This is a genomic window from Ktedonobacter sp. SOSP1-52, from assembly GCF_016587395.1.
The window spans coordinates 2,591,244-2,610,599 of sequence record NZ_BNJH01000001.1 but is presented as its reverse complement, the minus strand read 5'-3'; the positions used below and the strand labels follow the sequence as shown (position 1 = coordinate 2,610,599).

Below are 19,356 nucleotides of genomic sequence, written 5' to 3'. Positions count from 1 at the left end.
AAGCCTGATCCGAAAAGGACATCTGCTTTGGATGAATCTGGTTAGCCATGACGAGGCGACCTTGAGATTTGATGGCTTTTACCTCCATCAACCTCAGCGGTCTTCTTGCCCCGGTTATCAGGGCTTTCCAATTCTAAAAAACGGAAGATTGATTGGTGAGAATGAGATCAAGAGCCTGATCGAGATGGGCATCAAAGAAGCGCATCTGACGAGCGACATTGCGAACGCCAAGACGATCCATGAGGCTCAAGACATTGCTATTGAGCTGAGCAAGCAGGTTGGGAACGGAGCCAGTACGAGTCTGGCGGTTGTGTTGCAAGAATGAAGGTGTGATGATAAACTCTTCTTTATTTGAAGCGGAGCAGAGGAGTTTGCTTCATGATCGAGCAGAATCTGTTCAAATGGCGTCATTTCCAGACCGACATCATTCTTCTCTGTGTGCGCTGGTATCTACGGTATGCGTTGAGCTACCGCGACCTGGAGGAGATCATGCTCGAACGGGGTCTGCACGTCGATCATACGACGATCTATCGTTGGGTTCAGTCTTATGCTCCTGAGTTGGAGAAACGCTGCCGTCCCCACCTGAAAGCCTGCAATGACTCCTGGAACGTTGATGAAACGTACATCAAGATCAAGAACGTCTGGTTTTACCTCTACCGGGCCGTTGACTCTGAGGGGAACACCCTCGAGTTTCTCTTGAGTCCAACGCGTGATACAGAGGCGGCCACCCGTTTCTTCCTCAAAGCGTTGCGTTCCACCATTGATGGAACTCCTCACGTTCATCCAGTCGAGGAACAGAAGGCCCAGCCCACGACTGCGACGAACCTCGTCACATCAGTTCCTCGAGTAATCAATGTTGATAAGAACGCAGCTTATCCCAAGGCTGTTGCCAACCTGAAAGCCGCTAAAGTCCTGTCTGAACATGTGGAATTGAGGCAGGTGAAATACCTCAATAATCTCATCGAACAGGACCATCGCGCGCATCAAACGGTTGACCAAACCTGGAATGGGCTTTTTCTCCTTCGAGACGGCCTGGCGAACCTTACAAGGATACGAGGTGATGAACATGCTGAGAAAAGGGCAACTGCAAGGCGTGGCAAAAGGGGATGTGAGAGGGCAGATTGCGCTGGTCGCCAAGCTGTTTGGAGGGGCAGCCTAAGAACGTTTGATAGGACCGCTCACGCTCCATTTCTTTTCCTCCTATTTTTGCAACACAACCCATATTCGAACGAGTAGCCGTCTCTTTCCCCTCACATCCCAACGAATGCCGAGCAGATCCACGTTCGGAGCGAACACCTGACCGTTTCACGTCGAACGTTCCCTATTGCAGGTGACACACAACCGTTTCAGGGGGACACATGCTGACGTCTTCTTGCCTCTGTGGGGTTGTGCAAAAAAACTTGGCGCACCCTATTAATTTATAGCCCATACTCCTTTTTCAAGTACTTTAAAACGACAATATCGTGATCATAAGGGATTGACTCAATAAGGTGAAGGCCCAAAGAGCCCCTTATTTCCTTGAATGGAGACAAACCCGCACCTAAGATAACCGGGTTGACGATCAGATGAAACTCATCAACGAGACCGGCTTTAATAAGCGATGATGCAAAACCCGCACCGCCAAACGCAATGATATTTTTCCCAGATACCTGCTTGAGCGCAAGTATCTCGTCGACGAAATTGCCTTTTGCAAGTGTCGTGTTCTCCCACTCTGATCTGGCAAGCGTTTTTGTAAAGACTACTTTATGAGCTTTTGTCAGATTCTCTGCGAAGTGAGATTGGGGATTATCAGGTCTCAGGGCTAGGGCAGCCCAATGAGCAGTAAATCCTTGCACTGCCATTTTTCTACTGAGTAGAATGCAATCGATAGATGCCATGAGATCGGTGTGATAGGTTCTTAATGTGGTATTCCATGTCCAATCGTTACCATAACTCCAGACCATCCAATCCATACCACCATCTTTATCAGCAACGTATCCATCAAGTGACATCTGCATTTGTAAAAGAAGTTTTCTCATTACTCTCCTTTTACTTTCTTCCAAACTGTTCCATTGCCCATTGTTCCAATGTGGTTTCGGTTGTGTTTTCGGGCGATCTTTTTTCTAATGTCATAGAATTCCCTTTGTTGAAGCTGATCGCAGTTTCCATGACGGCTTCTGCAAAACTTGGGGAAACGCCAGCAGCAATCATGGCATGGTGTGCCTCATCAATAGTGACCTGTCTATATTCAACTTTCGGTATTCCAATAGCCGTCGCAAGGATGTGAGTCGCTTCAGCCATAGTGTAGTCACGTGCACCCTGCAATTCACGAGTACGAAGTTCAGGCAGAGTATTAGTGGTAAGCGCCTCTATCACCTTCTCTGCAATATCCGTGCAGGCGATCATAGGCATGGCAACGTCCGCCCTGAAAGCGGCCACAAAAGAGCCGTTTTTCGCTTGTTCAGGAAAGCCGAGCCCTTTGATGAAATTTTCCATAAAAAAGGCACAGCGAAAAGACATGAACTCCTCAATATTAAGTTTGTTCAATCGATCTTCCATCATGAGGGCTCCCCAAGCACTGGTTTTGGTACTGCCAGGGTTGACAAGGCCACTTAAGGAACTCAGCAAGACAACTCGTTTGACATTTGTCGCTTGTATTGCTTTGGTTAACTTCTCCCCAATTTCTTCTTCACGCTTGTGAAGATCAGGTGCTTGCATGTCAATCGGGATCATGACATACGCTCCGTCTGCGCCAGAAAAAGCCTTAAGAAGCGCTTCTTCATCATCAATCGAAAAGCCAAGAGAACGAGATACTTTTCTTACCTCATGCCCCATGTTCTCAAGTTGCTGAGCCACTATGTTTCCCACATCACTCGTAGCTCCTACTACTGTGTATGTTTGCATGGTCCTGATACTCCTTTTGATTATGCGGAACTGATAACGAAGCCTCAAATGGCCTGCCATTTTTTGCTCCCCATATTTTTAGTTGCAAAATGCAACTGGAAAGAGTATAATATGAGAAGCCTAGCAAGTCAAGGAGGTGCTTATGAAGCATACTTATGAGAGAAGGTCTCAATGTCCTATTAATTTTTCACTTGAGATGCTTGGAGATGCCTGGTCATTGCTCATCATTCGAGACATTATCTATTATGGGAAAAAGACATATGGGGAATTTCTCGAGTCAGGTGAAGGAATTGCCCGGAATATCCTTGCGGATCGATTAGCTCAATTGCAGCAAAAAGGGCTACTGACGAAACGACCTCACCTTGCTGATAGGCGAAAAGATATGTATGAGTTGACCCCAGGTGGGCTTGATATCATCCCAATTCTCCTCGATATGGCTGAGTGGGGTGCGACACATTCGGATACGACAAATGCTCCTCGGGAGTGGCTCAAAGCCGTGCGTGTTCATCGAGAGGAGATGATTCGACTCATTCGCACAACAGTGCAAAATGGAGGGTCAATTTTTACTGGCCCCAATAGTGTTGTTAACAAAATCTCTCTAAAAGGCTGGATGTAGGGTTTGTTTCCTAAGAGAGCGTCCGAAGCAAATGAATCAGCCGAGAGTAAAAAGAAAGGAGACAGTCCAAAGCCAGAGATTGAAAGGAAGGCAAGCAACATGTGTGAACGAGCCAACCGAAAGCGGTATCCATCCGACGTCACCGATGCCCAGTGGGAGTTGATCGAGCCTTTTATTCCCAAGCTGTCAACAGCAGCGGCAGGCCCAACGATTCCAATTCGAGTACATCCGGCATGGTACCTTGTCCTGGTTCATTAATTTCGATGTGGTGAGCGGCCAGGTCATCGAACCTTCCTGGGGGCCGACTCGTACTGAAGAGGATGCGCTCACTCATGTGCAACGTTTGATTGCCAGCGATCCTCATGTGACGAAGTGGCATCTGATGCTCGATAACTTGAATATTCATCAGTCGGAAGCGTTGGTGCGCTGGGTTGCCGAGCAGCAAGGGATTGACCAGGAAACATTGGGAGTCAAAGGCAAGAGTGGCGTCTTACGCTCGATGGAAAGCCGCGCTGCGTTCTTACACGATTCGACCCATCAAGTGGTATTCTACTACACCCCGAAACACGCATCCTGGATGAATCAGGTGGAAATCTGGTTGAGTATTCTGGTACGTAAGCTGCTCAAACGAGGCAATTTCCCCTCGCTTGAGGACTTATGCGACCAGATCCTGGCCTTCATTACCTATTACAATGCCACGATGGCAAAACCGATCAAGTGGACCTACACCGGACTCACCTATTGATTTCGTGACTGGCAACTAAACCTCAGCAAGAGCATGGGAGAAACAATGCTGCAGGATGGTCCGCCGATGGCGCAGGCGCTCTTTGGCGTGGACTAGTTCCTGGCGCAGGTGAGCAAGGTCCCGGCAACAGAGGTTTTTGAGTTCACGACGTTTGAGTAAGTTCCATACCCCTTCTTGTGGATTGAGCTCCGGCGCATAGCCGGGTAAGCGTTCCAAATGCACTCGTTTCCCCATCGGACTGGCAAGAAACTGCTTGATCACGTTCGCTCGATGAATGGGTGAGCCATCCCAAATGACGAGCAAGCGACCAGGAATCTTGCGCAGGAGCACCTGCAAAAACCGGACCACATCCACTGCTTTGTACGCTCGCTCTTGCGTTTGCATGAAGATCCGCCCGTTGGGGGTGATGCCTCCAATGGCAGAGATGTGATCACGGGTCAGTGGAACTCGTAGTACCGGGGGTTGGCCGCGCGGGGCATACGTCCGTACCACCATCGGTAACAGGTAAAAGCCCGCTTCATCGACAAAGACTATTGTGCGCTTTTCTTGTTCGGCTTTTTTTTGAGCTGAGGCCACTGCTGGTTTTTCCAGTGGGCAATGGCTTGCTCATTGCGCTGGCTGGCTCGCACCACTGGCTTCTGCAAGCTCAGACCCATCTTACGGACCAGGTACCCACAGTGATCGGGATGGTAGCTGACCCCGAACTCTCGCTTGATGGCCACTGCCAGCCTCCGGCTCGTCCACACGTCTCCCGGAAATCCATAGGCTACTGCTCCTTTCGCCAGCACCTCTGGGAGGCGCGCTTGTTGCTCTGCTGTCAGACGGGGTGTGGCTCCTTTGGCTGGATGGGCTTTGAGACCCTCTTCTCCTTTCTCTCGTCCGCTTTTCATCCATTGGCTGATTGCTCCTTCTGTCACCCCCAGTGCCACTGCGATGTCTTTTTGTTTCCATCCTCTTTGTTTCAGTTCCCAGGCGCGTTTGCGCCGTTCTTCTCGCCAATCGGCTTTCTTTGGTGCTCCCATACCTTTTTCTCTCGGCGGGTTGCTTCCAAACTTTAGCTCTCTCTCACGAGCTCAATAATCAGAGAATTTCTCCCTTGGGGCTCGCCAGTGCGGCTCCTGCGTGCCCACGACGCTTCTGACACGCAAGACATGACTGAGGAGAATCCCCATCCAACCGACAGCGAGATCAAAGAGCCCCCGGCTGGAAATCTCTGCCGCTACGGTTGCTCTGTGAAGATTCTCAGGGCGGTGAGACGGGCTGCTCATGTACCCAACCATCTCTTACCACACGCTTCTCTCATCGCTCAGAAAGTCGTTGACCGTCTGCATGAATGCATCGAATGTGCGGCCGCGATGGATGCCATGAGTGGCTCCATTGACCTGTACAGCGCGGCTGTGAGCAGGCAGGTACAGCTTCGCTTGCTGCCAGGCGGTATCATCCAGCGGCGTTCCCAGATGGGGATCAGCCCGGATCAAGAGCGTCGGCGCAGCAATCGTGGCGAGCAGTGGAAGCAGATTACCCTCTTTCCTGGCATCGATGTAGATGCTCTCCACTGCCTCTTTTGTCACTTTGTGCAGTGCATCGATCCGAGCCTCGACTTCGGCTTCGGTCCAGTCAGGATTGTTGACCGTGATTTCCGCGCGCAATTGCTGTGCAGGACGCCCGATATCCCTGATGACGGTTGCTTGCAGTTCTGGACTCACAGAGTGCAGACCAGGAGGCGGGTCCCCAAGAATCAGATGAGAGAACTGGGGGACAGGCTTCTGCGACCCAGCTCCGCTTGCCAGGACAATGGCTGTTGCTCCCCCCCAGGAATGCCCAAGCAGCGCGGGACGTTGCAAACCCAAGGCTTCTATAAATGCGACGCCATCATCGGCGGTCTGGCGCAGGCTATAGGTCCCTCGTGGGGGGGCAATACTCTCACCATGCCCGCGCATGTCGAGGGCATAGACACGGTAGCGGTCTGTCAGTGCTGGGCCAACACGCACCCAGTTGAGAGCGGAACTCGTCATGCCATGCAGCAACACTATACCAGGGAGTTCAGTCTGCTCTGCTCCCCAGCTCAGGTAATGAAATCGACCAGAAGGTAAGTCGATCATCTGGGATTGAGCCGTCTTCTCAAGGCTCTCTGCCATGCATCTCTCCTTGCCAATAGTTTTATCCACGTGATTATATCACTCTTTTCCCCTCGCTTGAGGGCTTTTGCGACCAAATCCTGGCTGATCACTTGCCTATTCCAATCCACATTGGCAAAGCCTATCCAGGTGGACCTACACTGAGCTTCCTTCATCATGGAGAGATTTCTCCCTCAGTGTACTAGTTAGCGGTGCAAAATGCCTGAGTCCGCTCCACAGGCTGGTTTATGGCATGTAAGCTTAACCATATCAAGCCACCTGAGAAGTGACTTGAATCACTCGGCCAGATTTCCAGAAAGACGATTGGCTTGTGGAGCTGGTCGAAGGGGTCCATTTTGCACCGGAAACTAGTACTAGTATCCCCTGCAAAATGGATAAACAGGCTTGAGGAGTCGGTGTAAGCGCAACAATTGACGGGAGAATGGTTGCGCTTACCTCTGGTTGTGCTTTAGGCGACCATGGATTGAGCGGTATGGCGCAGATTACTGGCGATGACGCCCAGGCCCAACCACCGCTCCATCCCTTCTTCCCCGTGGTAGGCACTTTTGTGCCATCCATAATCGCGTCTCAGGTTAGCAATTCTGCCCTCGATGCCCGCACGCCATCGATACCCCCGCTTCCAAGCGGGGGTATGCTCCAGCACCTGGCGTTCCTCAGACACTTTGCCGGCTGCCGGGATCGCCACCAGCTTGACCCCTGCTGCCTGCAGCGTGCTCGACGTCTGGGTCGAATGCACTCCCCGATCGCCTGCCCATGCTCATGAGGATGCTCCAAGATCTCATAGCCGGTCACAATCCCTCCCTCCACGCGCGTCCAGAATCACCTGTCGACCGAACTCGACCAGTGCTCCTCCTTTGTGGCGAGGGATGGCTCGCGTGTGCGGCTCAAAGAGGCTGAGCACCTTCTGCTCTGAGGGGATCTTCTTGCCTTCGAGCACCCGGCTGCGCGTTTGCGCCATGACGCGCTCCACCAGGGGGAGGAAGTGCTGGGCTTGCTGCCAAAGCCGCTTGGCCTCAGACTTGCTCTGCTGGCTGAGCGCCTTGACCACGCGGGTGGTCTGTCGCACCATCTGTTCCGTCGTCTCGATCAATTTTTGGTACAGCTGCTTTTGCTCGGCCTCTTTGGCCTCGCCCTTGCGCCTCAACTGTCGATGCAGCCGTTGTGCTGCCTGCTTGGCCGAGCGCAGTCGTGAGCGGCAGATCTCTTTGAGCGAGCCCACCTCATCCATGATCACCCCTTTGGCCCGCTTCACGATGCGAGAGAGCATCCGCACGCTGTCCACCAGCAGTCCGCTGTCGGTCGGATGATGAATCTCGGTCTGCACGCAGGTGGCATCCAGTCGTAGTTTGCGCCCTCTGGTCGCTTTGGCTTGCATTGCCAACTCCACCACCCGATCGTTCAAGGTATGCAGTGTTTGGGGCCGCAAGGTCTGCAACCAGCGCAGCAGGGTCGTTTCATCGGGCACCTGCTGAAAATAGACGCGGCAGAACCAGCGCAGCACCAGGCTGTCTGCAACCCGCTCTTCGGTTTCTCGGTAGCTCCACTGATAGAGATGTTTACAGATGAGCATGCGCAGGATCACTTCCACGGGCGTCGAGTGCCGCCCATGCACCAGCGTCCAGCGATGCCGCTTTCCCAGATCGGCACGCACCTGCTGATAGAGCCGGTCATCCTCCAGCAGCCGATCCAATTCTTTGAGCACGGGGGCGGTCTGTGCGGCCACTTCGGGCACCCGCGCAAACACGTCTTCTGGCTGATAGCGGTCCACAAGCATACACTCTCCCTCCTCTTTTCTGCTACTTTCTCTCTTTCTCCCACAAATGATCCTCCCTCATCCGATTCACAATCTACTTGAAGATGCCCATTTTGCAGGAGGTACTAGTACTAGGCTTATAATCGCGTTAGCAGCAATTTCGTCACCTGTAAATGCGAAAAAGAAATGATCCCTTTTTTTGTGGTGACCTGGGGAGAAGTATGGAGGAGGAGAAAAGGGAGAGAAAGCTCGTGAGGAGAGGACGGAGGCAGGTTGGCGCAGGAGAAGGATCGCTTTTTGTGCGGAAAGTCTGCGCCCACATGCCAAGAAACTGCACAATCTCTAGTCTAAGGCGGCCCTGGTCTACGCTCACAGGACTCGTTTGCGTAAATCTTATGAATATGCTCTCATTGATGTTGCTATCTCCTTATGCATCCTATGAAAAGATCAGCACTTGCCTGGGCCTCCCCGGTAGTATCTATTACAGGCCCACACCCATCAGCACCATGCAAGTGAGGACGAGGCTGAAGCAACTCATCTCGAATATGGTCGAGAGGCGCAGGCGATCTACGATGCCAGTTTTGACGCTATCTTGCTCCCATATGGGGCCGATGAAGCGGTCATGCCAGCCAGCGCCCCAAATGATGAGGGTAAGCGAGATAGCTAGAGCAATCAGCCATGTGACTCCATAGCTAGAGCTGAATAGAACTCTGAACGATTTAATGGGACCCAGCCATGCTCCTCTGGCAATCCCAAGCAATACGACCAGCGAGCCACTCGTCGCCATCACCGGCCCGGCGAATTTGCTAATCAGGCTATAGGTGAACGTGGCTTGCTGAGCCGGGAGCCTCAACAAGGTAGGCCAGAGGACAAAATCCAAGAAGACATAGCCGCCAAACCAGATAATGCCCGTGAGAATATGGAACCATTGAATAAGAAGCAGCAGGAACATGGAAATACTCCAGAAGTTTTTCTATTGAGAGTATTCAAAAATGCACATTTATGCATGAAATGCCCAGGCAAGATTCTCAGGCACTTCACGATTTTTTCGCATCAAGCATTGCTTGGAGAGACTTCGTAGTGGACTTTTTGCCAGCCACGCAAGCGGTAGATCAGATCCCACGTGCGACTCCGGAGACCTGCCTTGAAGAGTGTGGAGAGCTTTTCTACCTCTGTCGCATCCAGGCGGCGAGCGGTTCCCTCGACTGTTGGACCGATCACTTTCATTCCCCATTTGGTAAAGGGAGCCAACCTCACTTGTGGATTGCAGGCGAGACGTTTAACCTTACCAGTTGTTGACCATGTGGTAAAGTAAACGTTTCCTCCCGCGAGCTTGATCCCAACTGGGGTTTCCACACCCTGGCCGTTGCGGCGAAAGGTGGTGAGTAGGGCAACATTCGAACGGTTCAATGGGGCGAAGGGAACTTGCCTGGCTGGCTGCTGAGGGACCTTTTGGATACTCATACGTGCATACTCCTTGTCTGTGCAGTAAATGGAAGGCGCTTCGCACCAAAGACAATTATCCCGTCGACCGCTTCAAGAGATTTTTCAGGCAATGGCCATTGTCCAGGAAAGCGCTCAAGAAGAGCGGCCAGTGCGATTCGGGTTTCCAGCCGAGCCAGAGGGGCACCCAAACAAAAATGGATGCCGTGCCCAAAGGCAAGATGGCGGTTGGGTGTGCGCTGGATATCAAAGCGGTCAGGCTCAAGGAATTGCCTTTCGTCGCGGTTAGCTGAACTGATCCAGGCTATAACCGACTGCCTGGCCCCAATGTTCTGACCGCCAAGCTGCGTCTCGGTTTTGGTGAAACGCGCCATCATCTTCACGGGTGAAAGGTAACGTAGCACCTCTTCGATGGCTCCAGGAAGAAGCTGTGGGTTATGGCGCAACTGCACCAATGCTTCAGGATGCTGCGCGAGACAAATGACACTGTTGCCGATGAGATGGGTAGTGGTCTCATTGCCCGCGACGAGCAGGAGGGTACAAAAGGCCAGCACCTCTGTTGGAGTCAGGCGCTTCCCTTCGATTTCTGCCGCCACCAGGCTGCTGATTAGATCGTTTTGCGGAGTCAGGCGCCGTTCCTCCATGAGCATGCTCAAGTACTTTTGCATTTCTTCCTGATTGCGCAGATGTGTCTGCCAGATCTCATCCTGCTGAAAGTAACTAGGTGGCCCGGATGTCGCTATCGCGCTGTCGGACCAGCGCTTGAAATCGGCCCGTTTTTCGGCCGGGATACCCAGGAGCTCGGCAATGACAGTGATCGGGAGCGGGACTGCCAGATCTCTCACGATGTCTCCTTCATTTGGCATCTGATCGATCAACGCCTGCGTAATATCGCGAATGCGAGGCTCTAACTGTGCCACCATCCGCGGGGTAAACGCCAGACTTATCAAATTACGTAGTTGACGATGACGCGGAGGGTCCGTAAAGATCAGGGTGGCATGTGATGTCTTCTTGTTTTCCCCAAGCTCTAATGTCTGGGTAATATCTGAGGAAAAGGTAGTATGCTCGGAGAGGACTCGCTTCACCTCTGCGTAGCGAAACGCATGCCAGGTAGCGTGCTGCTCGTCATAAAACACTGGTTGGCTGTTGCGCATGGTATGATACCACTCATACGGCGCAAAAAAGCTTTGATGGGTTGCTGACATAGCTTGTTCTCTGACTTTCATTGGAATACTAGGGAAGTTTTCTCTCCATCCCTGACAGCGCTTTATGCCTATCATTTGGGGCAGGAAGTAGTGAGCAAAGTTCCCTTGCTCTTCTTCCTTGTGATAGAATAAGCTAGATAAAACTAATATATAGCCTTGGCTAGATATTAGTTTTATCTAAGTATATCCAAGGAGAGTACTCATGTCAAGTCACCAGCCATCGAGGGAAGATCTTATTCAGACGCTGCTTCTGGCCAGTCGCGAAAGTAGCACACTGGCCGTCTTTTTCCACACCAACATAGCCGAGCGAGTGGGTCTGGGAGCAACCGAAGAGAAAACGCTCGGTCTGCTTGGAAAGTTCGGCCCCCTGACCGCTGGGGAGATTGCCTCGCACACTGGCCTGACGACTCCTTCTGTCACGGGTTTGATTGACCGGTTGGAAAAGAAAGGGATGGTACAACGCATTCGTGACCCCCATGATCGTCGCCGGGTCATTGTGCACCCCAATCAAGAACGACTAGCGGAACTGGACCGGCTGTTTTCCTCTGTGCAAGAGGCGTTTCACGAGGTGTTGGATATCTACAACGATGAGCAACTGGCTACCATTGCGGATTTTCTAATCCGCTCGGCTCAGCGTTCCAAGGAACTTATGGCCTCTCAGTTGGGGAAGGAGGAAGAGAGCTAAACAAGGCTCAATGATTCGGCACACCGCTGTAGTGCTGTATTCCTTAATGGCGCTATCATTTCTACAAGCCGAGACCGGCGAACAGCCGACCTCTCTTTGGACTCCAGACCTCGGTTCATCGCTTTATTCATGTCATTGAGGAACGTAGCAGTAGTGCTACGTTCCTCATTGGCGTTATCATTACTGCCAGGCAGAGTCTATGGATAAAACATGCCTGCATTGGTTCTAAACCTTGATTCAGCGTTTTATTCATACCAATGAGGAACGCAGCAGTAGTGCCACGTTCGTCAAATACAATGGAGACAAAAACAGGGATAAATCCTCGTTGATTAGCACTCCTGGCTCGCTCGTTTTGTTATCGCATTTAAGGAATGTAGCAGTAGCGGTACTTTGTTGACGAGGATGGAAGGGAGAGTAGAATGAAAGGAGAAGAAGAGAGAAAGAGGAGAGAAGAGGTATTGTCAACTTAAGGAATGAAAGGAAGAGCTTTTCTGAGAAGAATGACGAGAGGACGAAAAGAGATGAAAGACCGGGGAGGTTGGCACGGGCTACGCTGCGGTTTGTGCGCCGGTGATGCGCATTCCATATCTGGAATCGGCCCTGCATGAGGGCACGATAATCTGAGGCATGAAGACGATGCCGTTTGGGACGAAAGTGATTGGAAATAGGACCGAAGGCCGAAAGAAAGCGTTGAGCATGTCCCGGGGTTTTAAACCGACGCATGGTGCGCTCCCGTTGTCTCGTCGGTTGGGGGTCTGTCAAGTATTTTGTGGACTTTCAGCTAATTGGTAGGAAAACGATCAGCGAATTCGATGGCAAAGCGGTTGAGGGCGGCTTTCCAATCACGCAGCGGCATGGTCCATTTCTTGGAGACGGTTTGGACAGCCAGGTACATGATCTTGAACACGGACTCATCCGAAGGGAAAATACGGCGATTGCGCGTCATTTTGCGCAGGGTCATATTGAGTGATTCAATGGCATTGGTCGTGTAGATGATCTTGCGAATGTCTTCGGGAAAGGCAAAGAGCGGGATCACGTTGGTCCAGTGTGCTCTCCAAGAGGCACTGATGGTAGGATACTGCTGATCCCATTTCTCAGCGAAGAGTTCCAGGTTGAACTCAGCTTCCATTTGGGTACTCGCCGTGTAGATCGCCCGCAGGTCAGCGGCTACCTCTCGGCTGTGCTTGTAGGCAACAAAACGCAAGGAATTGCGCACCAAATGGACCATGCACAGTTGCACCTGGGTACGAGGAAAGACCGTTTCGATGGCCTCTGGCAGACCGGTGAGGCCATCAACACAGGCAATGAAGATATCTTTGAGCCCTCGATTGTGCAGTTCTGTAAACACGGAGAGCCAGAATTTGGCGCCCTCTGTCTGTGAGATCCACATCCCCAAAAGGTCTTTCTGTCCTTGCATCGTGATGCCGAGCACCAGATACAAGGCTTTGTTGATCACCCGTTGGCTCTCACGGACCTTGACGACCAGACAATCGACGTAGACGATGGGATAGAGAGCATCAAGAGGACGGGTTTGCCATTGATGCACCTCATCGATGACGGCATCGGTCACATTGGCGATCAAGGTGGGTGAGACCTCCACTCCATACATCTCCTGCAATTGGGCCTGAATATCACGGGTGGTTTGTCCGTGAGCATAGAGGGTGAGGATCTTCTGCTCGAGACCTTCCAAACGGCTCTGATGCTTTCTCACGAGCTGGGGTTCAAAGCTGCCTTCTCGGTCACGAGGAACACTGATCTCAACAGGTCCTTGCTCGCTTTGGAGCAGTTTCCGGCTTTTCCCGTTGCGAGCATTGCTGCTTCCTTCGGCTTTGGGAGCGTATTTGGCATAGCCCAGATGCTGCTCAAGTTCCGTCTCCAAGCAGCGCTCAATGACGGCTTTGGTCAGTTGCTTGAGGAGACCACCTTCGGCGAGAATATCCTTGGGGTCAGCGTAATCCTTGAGAAGTTCGTCAAGTATCTCTTTGCGTATGGTCATGGGATGATTCCTTTCTGCTGCTACTGCTCTCTCTATTCAGTATGACCTCTACACAAAATACTTTACAGTACCTCGGTTGGTGCGAGTTTTCTGCTCGATTATTCAAGCCTTTGTGTTGTCGATGCTCTACGCTAGCTAACAGTTCTCGTTTCGCTGCTCCGTAACTGGCCAGTTTGTCAGTAATGATGACGCGTGGGACATAGTGCAGCCCTTTAAGCAGCTTACGGAAGAATTTCTTGGCTGCCTGCTTATTTCGCCTACTCTGAACCAAAATATCGAGAATATTTCCATACTGATCGACGGCTCGCCATACGTAATGCGTTTTCCCATTGATTTTGAGAAAGGCCTCATCCAGATGCCATTTGTCTCCCGTTCGAGGACGAGAACGTTTCACCTCATTGGCATACTGTTGGCCGAATGTGAGACACCATTGCCGGATCGTTTCGTATGTGAGCATCACTCCACGCTCGGCCATGATCTCTTCCACGTCGCGGAAACTGAGCGAGAAGCGAAAATACAGCCACACGCAGCGACTGATAATCTCAGCTGGGAAGCGATACCCTTTAGAGAGAGGCTGATTCTTGCGTTTTCATAGCCCTCAGTTTAGCAGAGATTTCCAGCCCTCAGCAACTTGACAATACCCTTTGCCGGGATCGTAGTCCTCCCCCGTTTGCATCAGGTGCGTTGCCACCGCCACCATTTTGCGCATGACAGCCATGAGCGCGGACATCTCCTCAAGCCCACGCGCAACCAGATGCTGGGAATACGCGCCCAAAGCGGAGCCTTGCAGGGAAATACTGCGCATGGCGGCTAAGTAGAGCATCTGACGCAGCAAGCCACTGCCGCGTTTCGAGAGCTTGGCCTTGCCTTTCCACTTGCCACTCTCGCGGATCTTGATATCCATGCCGGCGTAGGCGATCGCTTGATCGATGTAGGCAAAGCGATCCACCTCTCCTAGTTCTGCCCGCAGGACCGCGATCGTCTTCGGCCCCAATTCTGGCATCTGTTGGAGCCCTTTGGCGCCTGGATCGGTGGTAATCAGCTCCTCCAGTTCCTGCTCCAGCCTGGTGAGATTGGCTTGCGTATGCTCTAACTGATCGCAGAGGATGCGCAGGCTGCTCGCACGACCACGCAAGGCGTGGCCACTGCTCACCGACGCTTTCGCCAGAGCTACCAATTTCTGCGCCGTGGGACGCCCGCGCATGAGGGGCAGGAACCGTTCGCAACACTTGGTACACCGCGGCTTCTCCTGCCTCAGCCACGGACTGGGCATGGGGATAGGCTTTGAGCACCGCCAAGGCGCTCTGTCCGCACGGGTCGGCAAACACACCTGGGTGAACTCGGGGAAGAGCACCACCACCAACGCCTGGATCTGATTCTCGTAGCGGGCAGCCTCTTCGCTCAGTTGCGTGTGCAAGCGGACGAGTTCCCGGTAGGTCGCCACCTGCTCACCAGGAATGTACCCAATGCGCGCCTCTCCGCTGAGGAGCGTGCGGGCAATGGTCATGGCATCCAACCGATCGGTCTTGGCCCGCAATCCCCGTTGCTGATGAAAATGATGGGTTTGCCCTGGATGCAAGAGGCACATCTGATAGCCTCGCTGCTCCAATTCATGGGAGAGATTTTCATGAGAGCGGGAGGTCGCTTCCATGCCAATCATGATTTGACTGGGAGCAGCATCCAACCGGCTCAGCTTCTCCTCCCAGAGGTCCCAGCCCTCCCTCGCATTGGCAAAGGTGGTCGGTTTGACCACGACGCTTTTGTCGGGGCGAGTGATGCACCCCGAGCAGGATTGGCTTCCGATATCAATCCCACACACATATGTGATCTCAGCCCCCTGTCCTTCGGAGGCAGGTGGGGTCATCTCCATTGCGCACCTGATTTTCTTGACTCCTCCCTCCCTGGATCTTCCATCCGGCGCACCTTTCCACCGGGATGAGCAAGCGAGAAGCCCGACCAGCCAGCGCGAGGGTCAGCTCATCTTGGATAGGCACTCTGGCTCTGGCGGCTCCTTTCACATGGCTACAGGCCGTTGCAACAAGCCTCATAGACCCTTGAAGCTCTGGCGGGCGGGGAGCTGTCTCCAGAAGGAGGTCACTGCTATTCACAGGCCACTAGCGGTTACCCAGGCTCTCCCACTGCTCCCAAATTATTATATGAGCGGTTCCAGGTATGGAACGAATTGACAGGGATAAAAACAATCGCATAGCGTTTCACCATCCGTTACCCATATTTTGCTTGTCCCTTTTCTTCCTCGTCTTTCCAGAAAAGCTCTTCATTTCTTTTGATAAGTTGACAATACCGGACGGTGGACGGAGGTCACGCATTGTCTTCTCCTTTCTTGGAGATCCTGTGGCGCTGGTAGTGCTGGCGCACTCTAACACGATTACCGCAGTCTTGACCATTGCACCAGCGACGACTTTGGTTGCGGCTCCTGTCAAAAAAAAGCCAGCCACATCCATCTCCTGGACACTCTTTTACACGATGCAGTTCCTCAGAGAGCAATACCTGCATCCCCGAATGAGCTATTGACCAGAGGGGAGAGTCAAGCGCATGCTCGTTGTTGTGCCAACTGAACGCAAACCTCTCATCCATTGGTACCACTTGAGCATGCATCATGGCCTGCACATAGGCTTCCTGCAAGGTCGTCAGATCCCCGATCCTGGGGGGCAACCTTGCGCAACGCACGAAAAAATTCGGTAGAGGACCTCTCGAAGGGCGATGGCACGCGTAAGAACTTCCTCTGCAAATGTAGGACGACTACTTGCTTCTTGGAGGTGTTGCTCGTGTTGCAGGTTGGTCACAATGCCAACATGTTGACTCCAAGCAAGCAGATCAGCATAGCTGAGCAGCCATTCTTGGGGATGGTCGGAGGCATGCCACCCAACGGTATTGGCAAAGTCCAGACACAGTCGCTCCCCTCTTAATTCAAGTGTTCCTGCATGTTTTCCGGGGCTCATGAAGATGTTTCCTTCTTCTGTCTACGCTTATAATGATCAAATTGGGCTTGACTTATTAGCATCAGGATGCTACGATATTAATGACTCACAATCATATTGCTCATTATATCCCACGGAGGGTTATGATGCTAGTACCTCTCAGAGAAGAGCTCATGGCCCCTCGCGCATGAAAGATCGTTTTTGTGAGACAAGGAGAAGTGTATGGAGAAGAAGCGAGAGAAAGACCATGCAAAGAGACACTCTTGGCATCAGGTGTTTACGCTTGGCTTGATCGTTATCGTTGGTATCAATCTGCGAACAGCGCTTCTCGCCGTCCCACCTCTCATCCCATTGCTCAGCCATGACCTCCATCTTTCCAACACCGAGACAGGCCTGCTAACTTCGCTGCCAACCCTGGTGATGGGAGTCATCTCCCTGCCAATAGGACTGCTTGTTGGAAAGTGGGAGGACGCATCATGGTTGCTAGTGGCCTCCTGTTGCTGGCACTAGGAGCTTACGCTCGTGCCCTTTGGCCTGCCATTCTTCCACTCTACATCTTTACGGCCTTACTCAGTCTAGGAAGCACCTGCTCACAGACTGCGATCCCCATGCTCATTCGCCAATGGTTCTCCACACGGATCGGTCTGGCTACAGCACTCTACACTGACGGCCTCGTCATCGGTGAGACACTAGGTGCGATGCTGACCATCCCGGTGATGTTTCATTGGTTGGGACGAAATGCATGGGCTAGCAGCTTCGTGTTTTGGAGTATTCCCGTCGTGATCACCCTGGTCCTCTGGTTATGGCTGGCTCCTGCCAACACCGTCAAACAGAGAGAAGTAACCTTCAAATCGGTGGGATCTGCCTCGGGCATACCAGCCCCCGGACTCGTTTCCGTCAACCCCTGGACGCTTGGCTTGCTCGTTGGAGGCGCTCAGCTTATCTACTTTGGCATGAACACGTGGATCGCTTCCTACAATCAGGCCGCCCATGCTCCGGCCCTGACGTGGCTTGCACTCAGTGTCTTAAATGCAGCACAACTTCCAGCCAGTTTGCTTGCCACACTGTTTGCACGCAAATTGGTCGGGCGGCAGCTCCCATTCATTGTTTGTAGTGTGCTCTGCCTGCTCTCACTGGCTGGCTGGATCTGGACACCAGTGTTTTTGGAACCGGTGTGGGCTGGGTTGATTGGAGGCACGACGATTCTCATCTATATGCTGACCATCGCGTTACCAGCGCTGTTAGCTAAGCAGGAAGAGGTCGCGGCATGGACGGGTACCATGCTGACAGTGGGCTACCTCTTCTCCTTTCTGGGACCTTTCATCGGAGGCTGGCTCTGGGATCTGACCCATGTTCCTGCGATGGCTTTTCTCTCATCGGCTCTTGCATCAGGGATAGTCCTCATACTCAGTGTGCTCTTGCCCATACGTCCATCTGCTGCCGTAAAGCACCTCTCACCGTGACATCTGAAGTCACAAAATGCTCAAAGATGATGCGAATACGTGCGAAGAGCCGCTTTTCGCCAATCACTGTTGGCCTACAGCGGTTTGCACAAAGGTTGGGCCTTTCCATAGTTGATCGAGCCGATTTCGTACTGGTGGATCTCTCCATGAGCAACTTGAGGTTGCTCATCTTGTGTCATATACTGGGGGAGAGATTCTCGTACTGAGGAGATCGCTCGTTCGAAGACAAGAATCACTGGATCAGAGAGCACATTTCATCCATATTGACGCTGTGGTCAGACGCAAGGAGGGTCACATGACCGAGATGACTATCAACGATTTGCTGACTCAGGAAGTGAAAAGCACTCCCCATGCCTTCTATGCCCGATTGCGCTCAACTGAGCCGATCATCTATATCGAGGGACTGGACGCCTGGCTGTTGACCACCTATGAAGATGCCCTCTGGCTTCTCAAAGATCCACGTTTCACTAAGGATCGCCGCAAGCTCGCAGAATTGGAAGAGCACCGGGATGAGACCTGGGGAACGTTCGATCTGCGCACGCTGTTGATGGTTGATCCGCCCGACCACACTCGTTTGCGCCATCTGGTCTCGAAAGCCTTTTCCCCACGCATGATTGAGCACCAGCGCTCCCATATTCAGCAGATTACCAATGACTTGCTGGATGCCGTCCAAGCGCAAGGAGCGATGGATCTTATCGCAGATTTTGCCTACCCGCTGCCGCTGACCGTGATCTCTGATCTGCTGGGAATTCCCGTGGCAGACCGCCAGCAGTTCCGTGGATGGACGCAGGCCATGGTGGATCTCACAACAGAGCGACAACAGCGCACAGACGCGATTCAGCAGTTTCTAAACTACATCAAAATCTTGTTAGATGAGAAACGTGCCCATCCCGACGATGACCTGACGAGCGGCCTTGTGCAAGCGGAAGAGAACGGTGATCAGCTCAACGAGAATGAGCTCATTTCGATGCTCATCCTCCTCATTATTGCTGGTCATGAAACCACTGTCAATCTTGTGGGCAACGGCACCCTGGCCTTGTTACAGCATCCCGATCAATTGTACCTTCTACAACAGGATCCTGAGTTGCTTCCTGGAGCGGTCGAAGAGCTGTTGCGCTACACGTCGCCCGTCAGCCTCTCTGACGAGCGCTGGGCGAGCGAGGACATTGAATGGCATGGCAAGCTGATCCGAAAAGGCCAGCAAGTCCTGGCGGCATTGATTTCCGCGAACGCCGATCCGCAGCACATCCAAGCGGGAGAGATTCTCGATATCACGCGGCGCAAGAATCAGCATCTGGCCTTTGGCAAGGGTATCCACGCCTGTTTAGGAGCTCCCCTGGCGCGCCTGGAAGGGCAGATTGCCTTTGGCACCTTGCTGCGACGTTTGCCCAAGTTGCGCCTGGCTGGCGATCCCACCCACCTGGGCTGGAAACGCAACCCGATATTACGCGGTGTCACCAGTTTGCCTGTGATTTTTTAAGTAGCAATGC

The 19,356-nt window shown here is 52.5% G+C and carries 20 protein-coding genes and 4 pseudogenes; 9 read left to right on the top strand and 15 right to left on the bottom strand.

What is annotated here, in order from left to right:
- Nucleotides 1–31: 31 nt before the first annotated feature.
- Together JMJ16_RS12425 and JMJ16_RS12420 are read left to right on the top strand one after the other, a co-directional pair.
- Complete coding sequence (locus JMJ16_RS12425) at nucleotides 32–325, top strand: hypothetical protein (protein WP_201381625.1); 294 nt, start codon at nucleotides 32–34, stop codon at nucleotides 323–325.
- Between the two features lie 53 nt (nucleotides 326–378).
- Nucleotides 379–1,159, top strand: a pseudogene (locus JMJ16_RS12420) (IS6 family transposase).
- 259 nt (nucleotides 1,160–1,418) lie between these two features.
- On the opposite strand, the gene JMJ16_RS12415 reads toward JMJ16_RS12420, so the two are convergent.
- Nucleotides 1,419–2,018, bottom strand: coding sequence for a dihydrofolate reductase family protein (locus JMJ16_RS12415; RefSeq protein ID WP_201381622.1), 600 nt, complete (start codon nucleotides 2,016–2,018; stop codon nucleotides 1,419–1,421).
- 10 nt (nucleotides 2,019–2,028) lie between these two features.
- Nucleotides 2,029–2,883, bottom strand: coding sequence for an NmrA family NAD(P)-binding protein (locus tag JMJ16_RS12410; RefSeq protein WP_201381621.1), 855 nt, complete (start codon nucleotides 2,881–2,883; stop codon nucleotides 2,029–2,031).
- Nucleotides 2,884–3,025: 142 nt separating this feature from the next.
- Here JMJ16_RS12410 and JMJ16_RS12405 point away from each other — a divergent pair, with 142 nt between their 5' ends.
- The 3 genes from JMJ16_RS12405 to JMJ16_RS12395 all read left to right on the top strand — a co-directional run bounded on the left by JMJ16_RS12405 (nucleotide 3,026) and on the right by JMJ16_RS12395 (nucleotide 4,244).
- The gene (locus tag JMJ16_RS12405; RefSeq protein ID WP_201381619.1) at nucleotides 3,026–3,499 is read left to right on the top strand and encodes a helix-turn-helix domain-containing protein; all 474 of its coding nucleotides are present in this window, start codon (nucleotides 3,026–3,028) and stop codon (nucleotides 3,497–3,499) included.
- A gap of 99 nt (nucleotides 3,500–3,598) precedes the next feature.
- Nucleotides 3,599–3,757 (top strand): hypothetical protein, encoded by a 159-nt coding sequence (locus tag JMJ16_RS12400; RefSeq protein ID WP_201381617.1) that lies wholly within the window; start codon nucleotides 3,599–3,601, stop codon nucleotides 3,755–3,757.
- Nucleotides 3,741–4,244, top strand: coding sequence for a transposase (locus JMJ16_RS12395; RefSeq protein ID WP_201381615.1), 504 nt, complete (start codon nucleotides 3,741–3,743; stop codon nucleotides 4,242–4,244). The genes JMJ16_RS12400 and JMJ16_RS12395 overlap by 17 nt, the downstream gene beginning before the upstream one ends.
- A gap of 15 nt (nucleotides 4,245–4,259) precedes the next feature.
- Here JMJ16_RS12395 and JMJ16_RS54105 read toward each other — a convergent pair whose 3' ends face one another.
- From JMJ16_RS54105 to JMJ16_RS12365, 7 genes and pseudogenes are all read right to left on the bottom strand, one after another.
- Nucleotides 4,260–4,820 (bottom strand): IS630 family transposase, encoded by a 561-nt coding sequence (locus tag JMJ16_RS54105; protein WP_236601428.1) that lies wholly within the window; start codon nucleotides 4,818–4,820, stop codon nucleotides 4,260–4,262.
- Nucleotides 4,775–5,266, bottom strand: coding sequence for a winged helix-turn-helix domain-containing protein (locus JMJ16_RS54100; RefSeq protein ID WP_236601427.1), 492 nt, complete (start codon nucleotides 5,264–5,266; stop codon nucleotides 4,775–4,777). Before JMJ16_RS54100 ends, JMJ16_RS54105 begins: the two co-directional genes overlap by 46 nt.
- Before the next feature lie 261 nt (nucleotides 5,267–5,527).
- Complete coding sequence (locus JMJ16_RS12385; RefSeq protein ID WP_201381613.1) at nucleotides 5,528–6,382, bottom strand: alpha/beta fold hydrolase; 855 nt, start codon at nucleotides 6,380–6,382, stop codon at nucleotides 5,528–5,530.
- Nucleotides 6,383–6,830: 448 nt separating this feature from the next.
- Nucleotides 6,831–8,156: pseudogene (locus JMJ16_RS12380) on the bottom strand (transposase).
- Nucleotides 8,157–8,616: 460 nt separating this feature from the next.
- Nucleotides 8,617–9,087 (bottom strand): hypothetical protein, encoded by a 471-nt coding sequence (locus JMJ16_RS12375; RefSeq protein WP_201381611.1) that lies wholly within the window; start codon nucleotides 9,085–9,087, stop codon nucleotides 8,617–8,619.
- A gap of 101 nt (nucleotides 9,088–9,188) precedes the next feature.
- Nucleotides 9,189–9,599 carry a PPOX class F420-dependent oxidoreductase gene (locus JMJ16_RS12370; protein WP_201381609.1) on the bottom strand — a complete coding sequence of 137 codons (411 nt, stop codon included), beginning with the start codon at nucleotides 9,597–9,599 and terminating at the stop codon, nucleotides 9,189–9,191.
- A complete protein-coding gene (locus JMJ16_RS12365) occupies nucleotides 9,596–10,783 on the bottom strand; it encodes a cytochrome P450 (RefSeq protein ID WP_201381607.1) in 1,188 nt (395 codons plus the stop codon). Before JMJ16_RS12365 ends, JMJ16_RS12370 begins: the two co-directional genes overlap by 4 nt.
- Before the next feature lie 202 nt (nucleotides 10,784–10,985).
- Between JMJ16_RS12365 and JMJ16_RS12360 the strand changes: the two genes are divergently transcribed.
- Nucleotides 10,986–11,468, top strand: coding sequence for a MarR family winged helix-turn-helix transcriptional regulator (locus JMJ16_RS12360; RefSeq protein ID WP_201381605.1), 483 nt, complete (start codon nucleotides 10,986–10,988; stop codon nucleotides 11,466–11,468).
- 548 nt (nucleotides 11,469–12,016) lie between these two features.
- On the opposite strand, the pseudogene JMJ16_RS54095 reads toward JMJ16_RS12360, so the two are convergent.
- From JMJ16_RS54095 to JMJ16_RS12335, 6 genes and pseudogenes are all read right to left on the bottom strand, one after another.
- A pseudogene (locus JMJ16_RS54095) lies at nucleotides 12,017–12,218 on the bottom strand (IS6 family transposase); the annotation flags it as partial.
- 31 nt (nucleotides 12,219–12,249) lie between these two features.
- Nucleotides 12,250–13,464, bottom strand: coding sequence for an IS256 family transposase (locus JMJ16_RS12355; RefSeq protein ID WP_201381603.1), 1,215 nt, complete (start codon nucleotides 13,462–13,464; stop codon nucleotides 12,250–12,252).
- A 73-nt stretch (nucleotides 13,465–13,537) separates the two neighbouring features.
- Nucleotides 13,538–14,005: pseudogene (locus tag JMJ16_RS12350) on the bottom strand (IS6 family transposase); the annotation flags it as partial.
- 57 nt (nucleotides 14,006–14,062) lie between these two features.
- Nucleotides 14,063–15,334 (bottom strand): IS110 family transposase, encoded by a 1,272-nt coding sequence (locus JMJ16_RS12345; protein ID WP_236601426.1) that lies wholly within the window; start codon nucleotides 15,332–15,334, stop codon nucleotides 14,063–14,065.
- 449 nt (nucleotides 15,335–15,783) lie between these two features.
- Nucleotides 15,784–15,978, bottom strand: coding sequence for a CGNR zinc finger domain-containing protein (locus JMJ16_RS56975; RefSeq protein WP_374229000.1), 195 nt, complete (start codon nucleotides 15,976–15,978; stop codon nucleotides 15,784–15,786).
- 134 nt (nucleotides 15,979–16,112) lie between these two features.
- Nucleotides 16,113–16,424: an ABATE domain-containing protein gene (locus tag JMJ16_RS12335; RefSeq protein ID WP_201381599.1), complete on the bottom strand. Its 312-nt coding sequence runs from the start codon at nucleotides 16,422–16,424 to the stop codon at nucleotides 16,113–16,115.
- A 201-nt stretch (nucleotides 16,425–16,625) separates the two neighbouring features.
- On the opposite strand from JMJ16_RS12335, the gene JMJ16_RS12330 reads away from it, so the two are divergent.
- The 3 genes from JMJ16_RS12330 (at nucleotide 16,626) to JMJ16_RS12320 (ending at nucleotide 19,346) form a co-directional block, all read left to right on the top strand.
- Nucleotides 16,626–16,913, top strand: a complete 288-nt coding sequence (locus tag JMJ16_RS12330) for a hypothetical protein (protein WP_201381592.1) — start codon at nucleotides 16,626–16,628, stop codon at nucleotides 16,911–16,913.
- Complete coding sequence (locus JMJ16_RS12325; protein ID WP_201381590.1) at nucleotides 16,880–17,866, top strand: CynX/NimT family MFS transporter; 987 nt, start codon at nucleotides 16,880–16,882, stop codon at nucleotides 17,864–17,866. The genes JMJ16_RS12330 and JMJ16_RS12325 overlap by 34 nt, the downstream gene beginning before the upstream one ends.
- A gap of 295 nt (nucleotides 17,867–18,161) precedes the next feature.
- On the top strand, nucleotides 18,162–19,346 hold the full coding sequence (locus JMJ16_RS12320) for a cytochrome P450 (RefSeq protein ID WP_201381588.1): 1,185 nt from the start codon (nucleotides 18,162–18,164) through the stop codon (nucleotides 19,344–19,346).
- Nucleotides 19,347–19,356: the final 10 nt, after the last annotated feature.

Excerpts from the sequence above, each read along its gene's own strand:
- JMJ16_RS12425 (WP_201381625.1), top strand. The coding sequence starts at position 32 with ATGAATCTGGTTAGCCATGACGAGGCGACCTTGAGATTTGATGGCTTT.
- JMJ16_RS12415 (WP_201381622.1), bottom strand. The coding sequence starts at position 2,018 with ATGAGAAAACTTCTTTTACAAATGCAGATGTCACTTGATGGATACGTT.
- JMJ16_RS12410 (WP_201381621.1), bottom strand. The coding sequence starts at position 2,883 with ATGCAAACATACACAGTAGTAGGAGCTACGAGTGATGTGGGAAACATA.
- JMJ16_RS12405 (WP_201381619.1), top strand. The coding sequence starts at position 3,026 with ATGAAGCATACTTATGAGAGAAGGTCTCAATGTCCTATTAATTTTTCA.
- JMJ16_RS12400 (WP_201381617.1), top strand. The coding sequence starts at position 3,599 with ATGTGTGAACGAGCCAACCGAAAGCGGTATCCATCCGACGTCACCGAT.
- JMJ16_RS54100 (WP_236601427.1), bottom strand. The coding sequence starts at position 5,266 with ATGGGAGCACCAAAGAAAGCCGATTGGCGAGAAGAACGGCGCAAACGC.
- JMJ16_RS12385 (WP_201381613.1), bottom strand. The coding sequence starts at position 6,382 with ATGGCAGAGAGCCTTGAGAAGACGGCTCAATCCCAGATGATCGACTTA.
- JMJ16_RS12375 (WP_201381611.1), bottom strand. The coding sequence starts at position 9,087 with ATGTTCCTGCTGCTTCTTATTCAATGGTTCCATATTCTCACGGGCATT.
- JMJ16_RS12370 (WP_201381609.1), bottom strand. The coding sequence starts at position 9,599 with ATGAGTATCCAAAAGGTCCCTCAGCAGCCAGCCAGGCAAGTTCCCTTC.
- JMJ16_RS12365 (WP_201381607.1), bottom strand. The coding sequence starts at position 10,783 with ATGTCAGCAACCCATCAAAGCTTTTTTGCGCCGTATGAGTGGTATCAT.
- JMJ16_RS12360 (WP_201381605.1), top strand. The coding sequence starts at position 10,986 with ATGTCAAGTCACCAGCCATCGAGGGAAGATCTTATTCAGACGCTGCTT.
- JMJ16_RS12355 (WP_201381603.1), bottom strand. The coding sequence starts at position 13,464 with ATGACCATACGCAAAGAGATACTTGACGAACTTCTCAAGGATTACGCT.
- JMJ16_RS12345 (WP_236601426.1), bottom strand. The coding sequence starts at position 15,334 with ATGGAGATGACCCCACCTGCCTCCGAAGGACAGGGGGCTGAGATCACA.
- JMJ16_RS56975 (WP_374229000.1), bottom strand. The coding sequence starts at position 15,978 with ATGCAGGTATTGCTCTCTGAGGAACTGCATCGTGTAAAAGAGTGTCCA.
- JMJ16_RS12335 (WP_201381599.1), bottom strand. The coding sequence starts at position 16,424 with ATGAGCCCCGGAAAACATGCAGGAACACTTGAATTAAGAGGGGAGCGA.
- JMJ16_RS12330 (WP_201381592.1), top strand. The coding sequence starts at position 16,626 with ATGGAGAAGAAGCGAGAGAAAGACCATGCAAAGAGACACTCTTGGCAT.
- JMJ16_RS12325 (WP_201381590.1), top strand. The coding sequence starts at position 16,880 with ATGGTTGCTAGTGGCCTCCTGTTGCTGGCACTAGGAGCTTACGCTCGT.
- JMJ16_RS12320 (WP_201381588.1), top strand. The coding sequence starts at position 18,162 with ATGACCGAGATGACTATCAACGATTTGCTGACTCAGGAAGTGAAAAGC.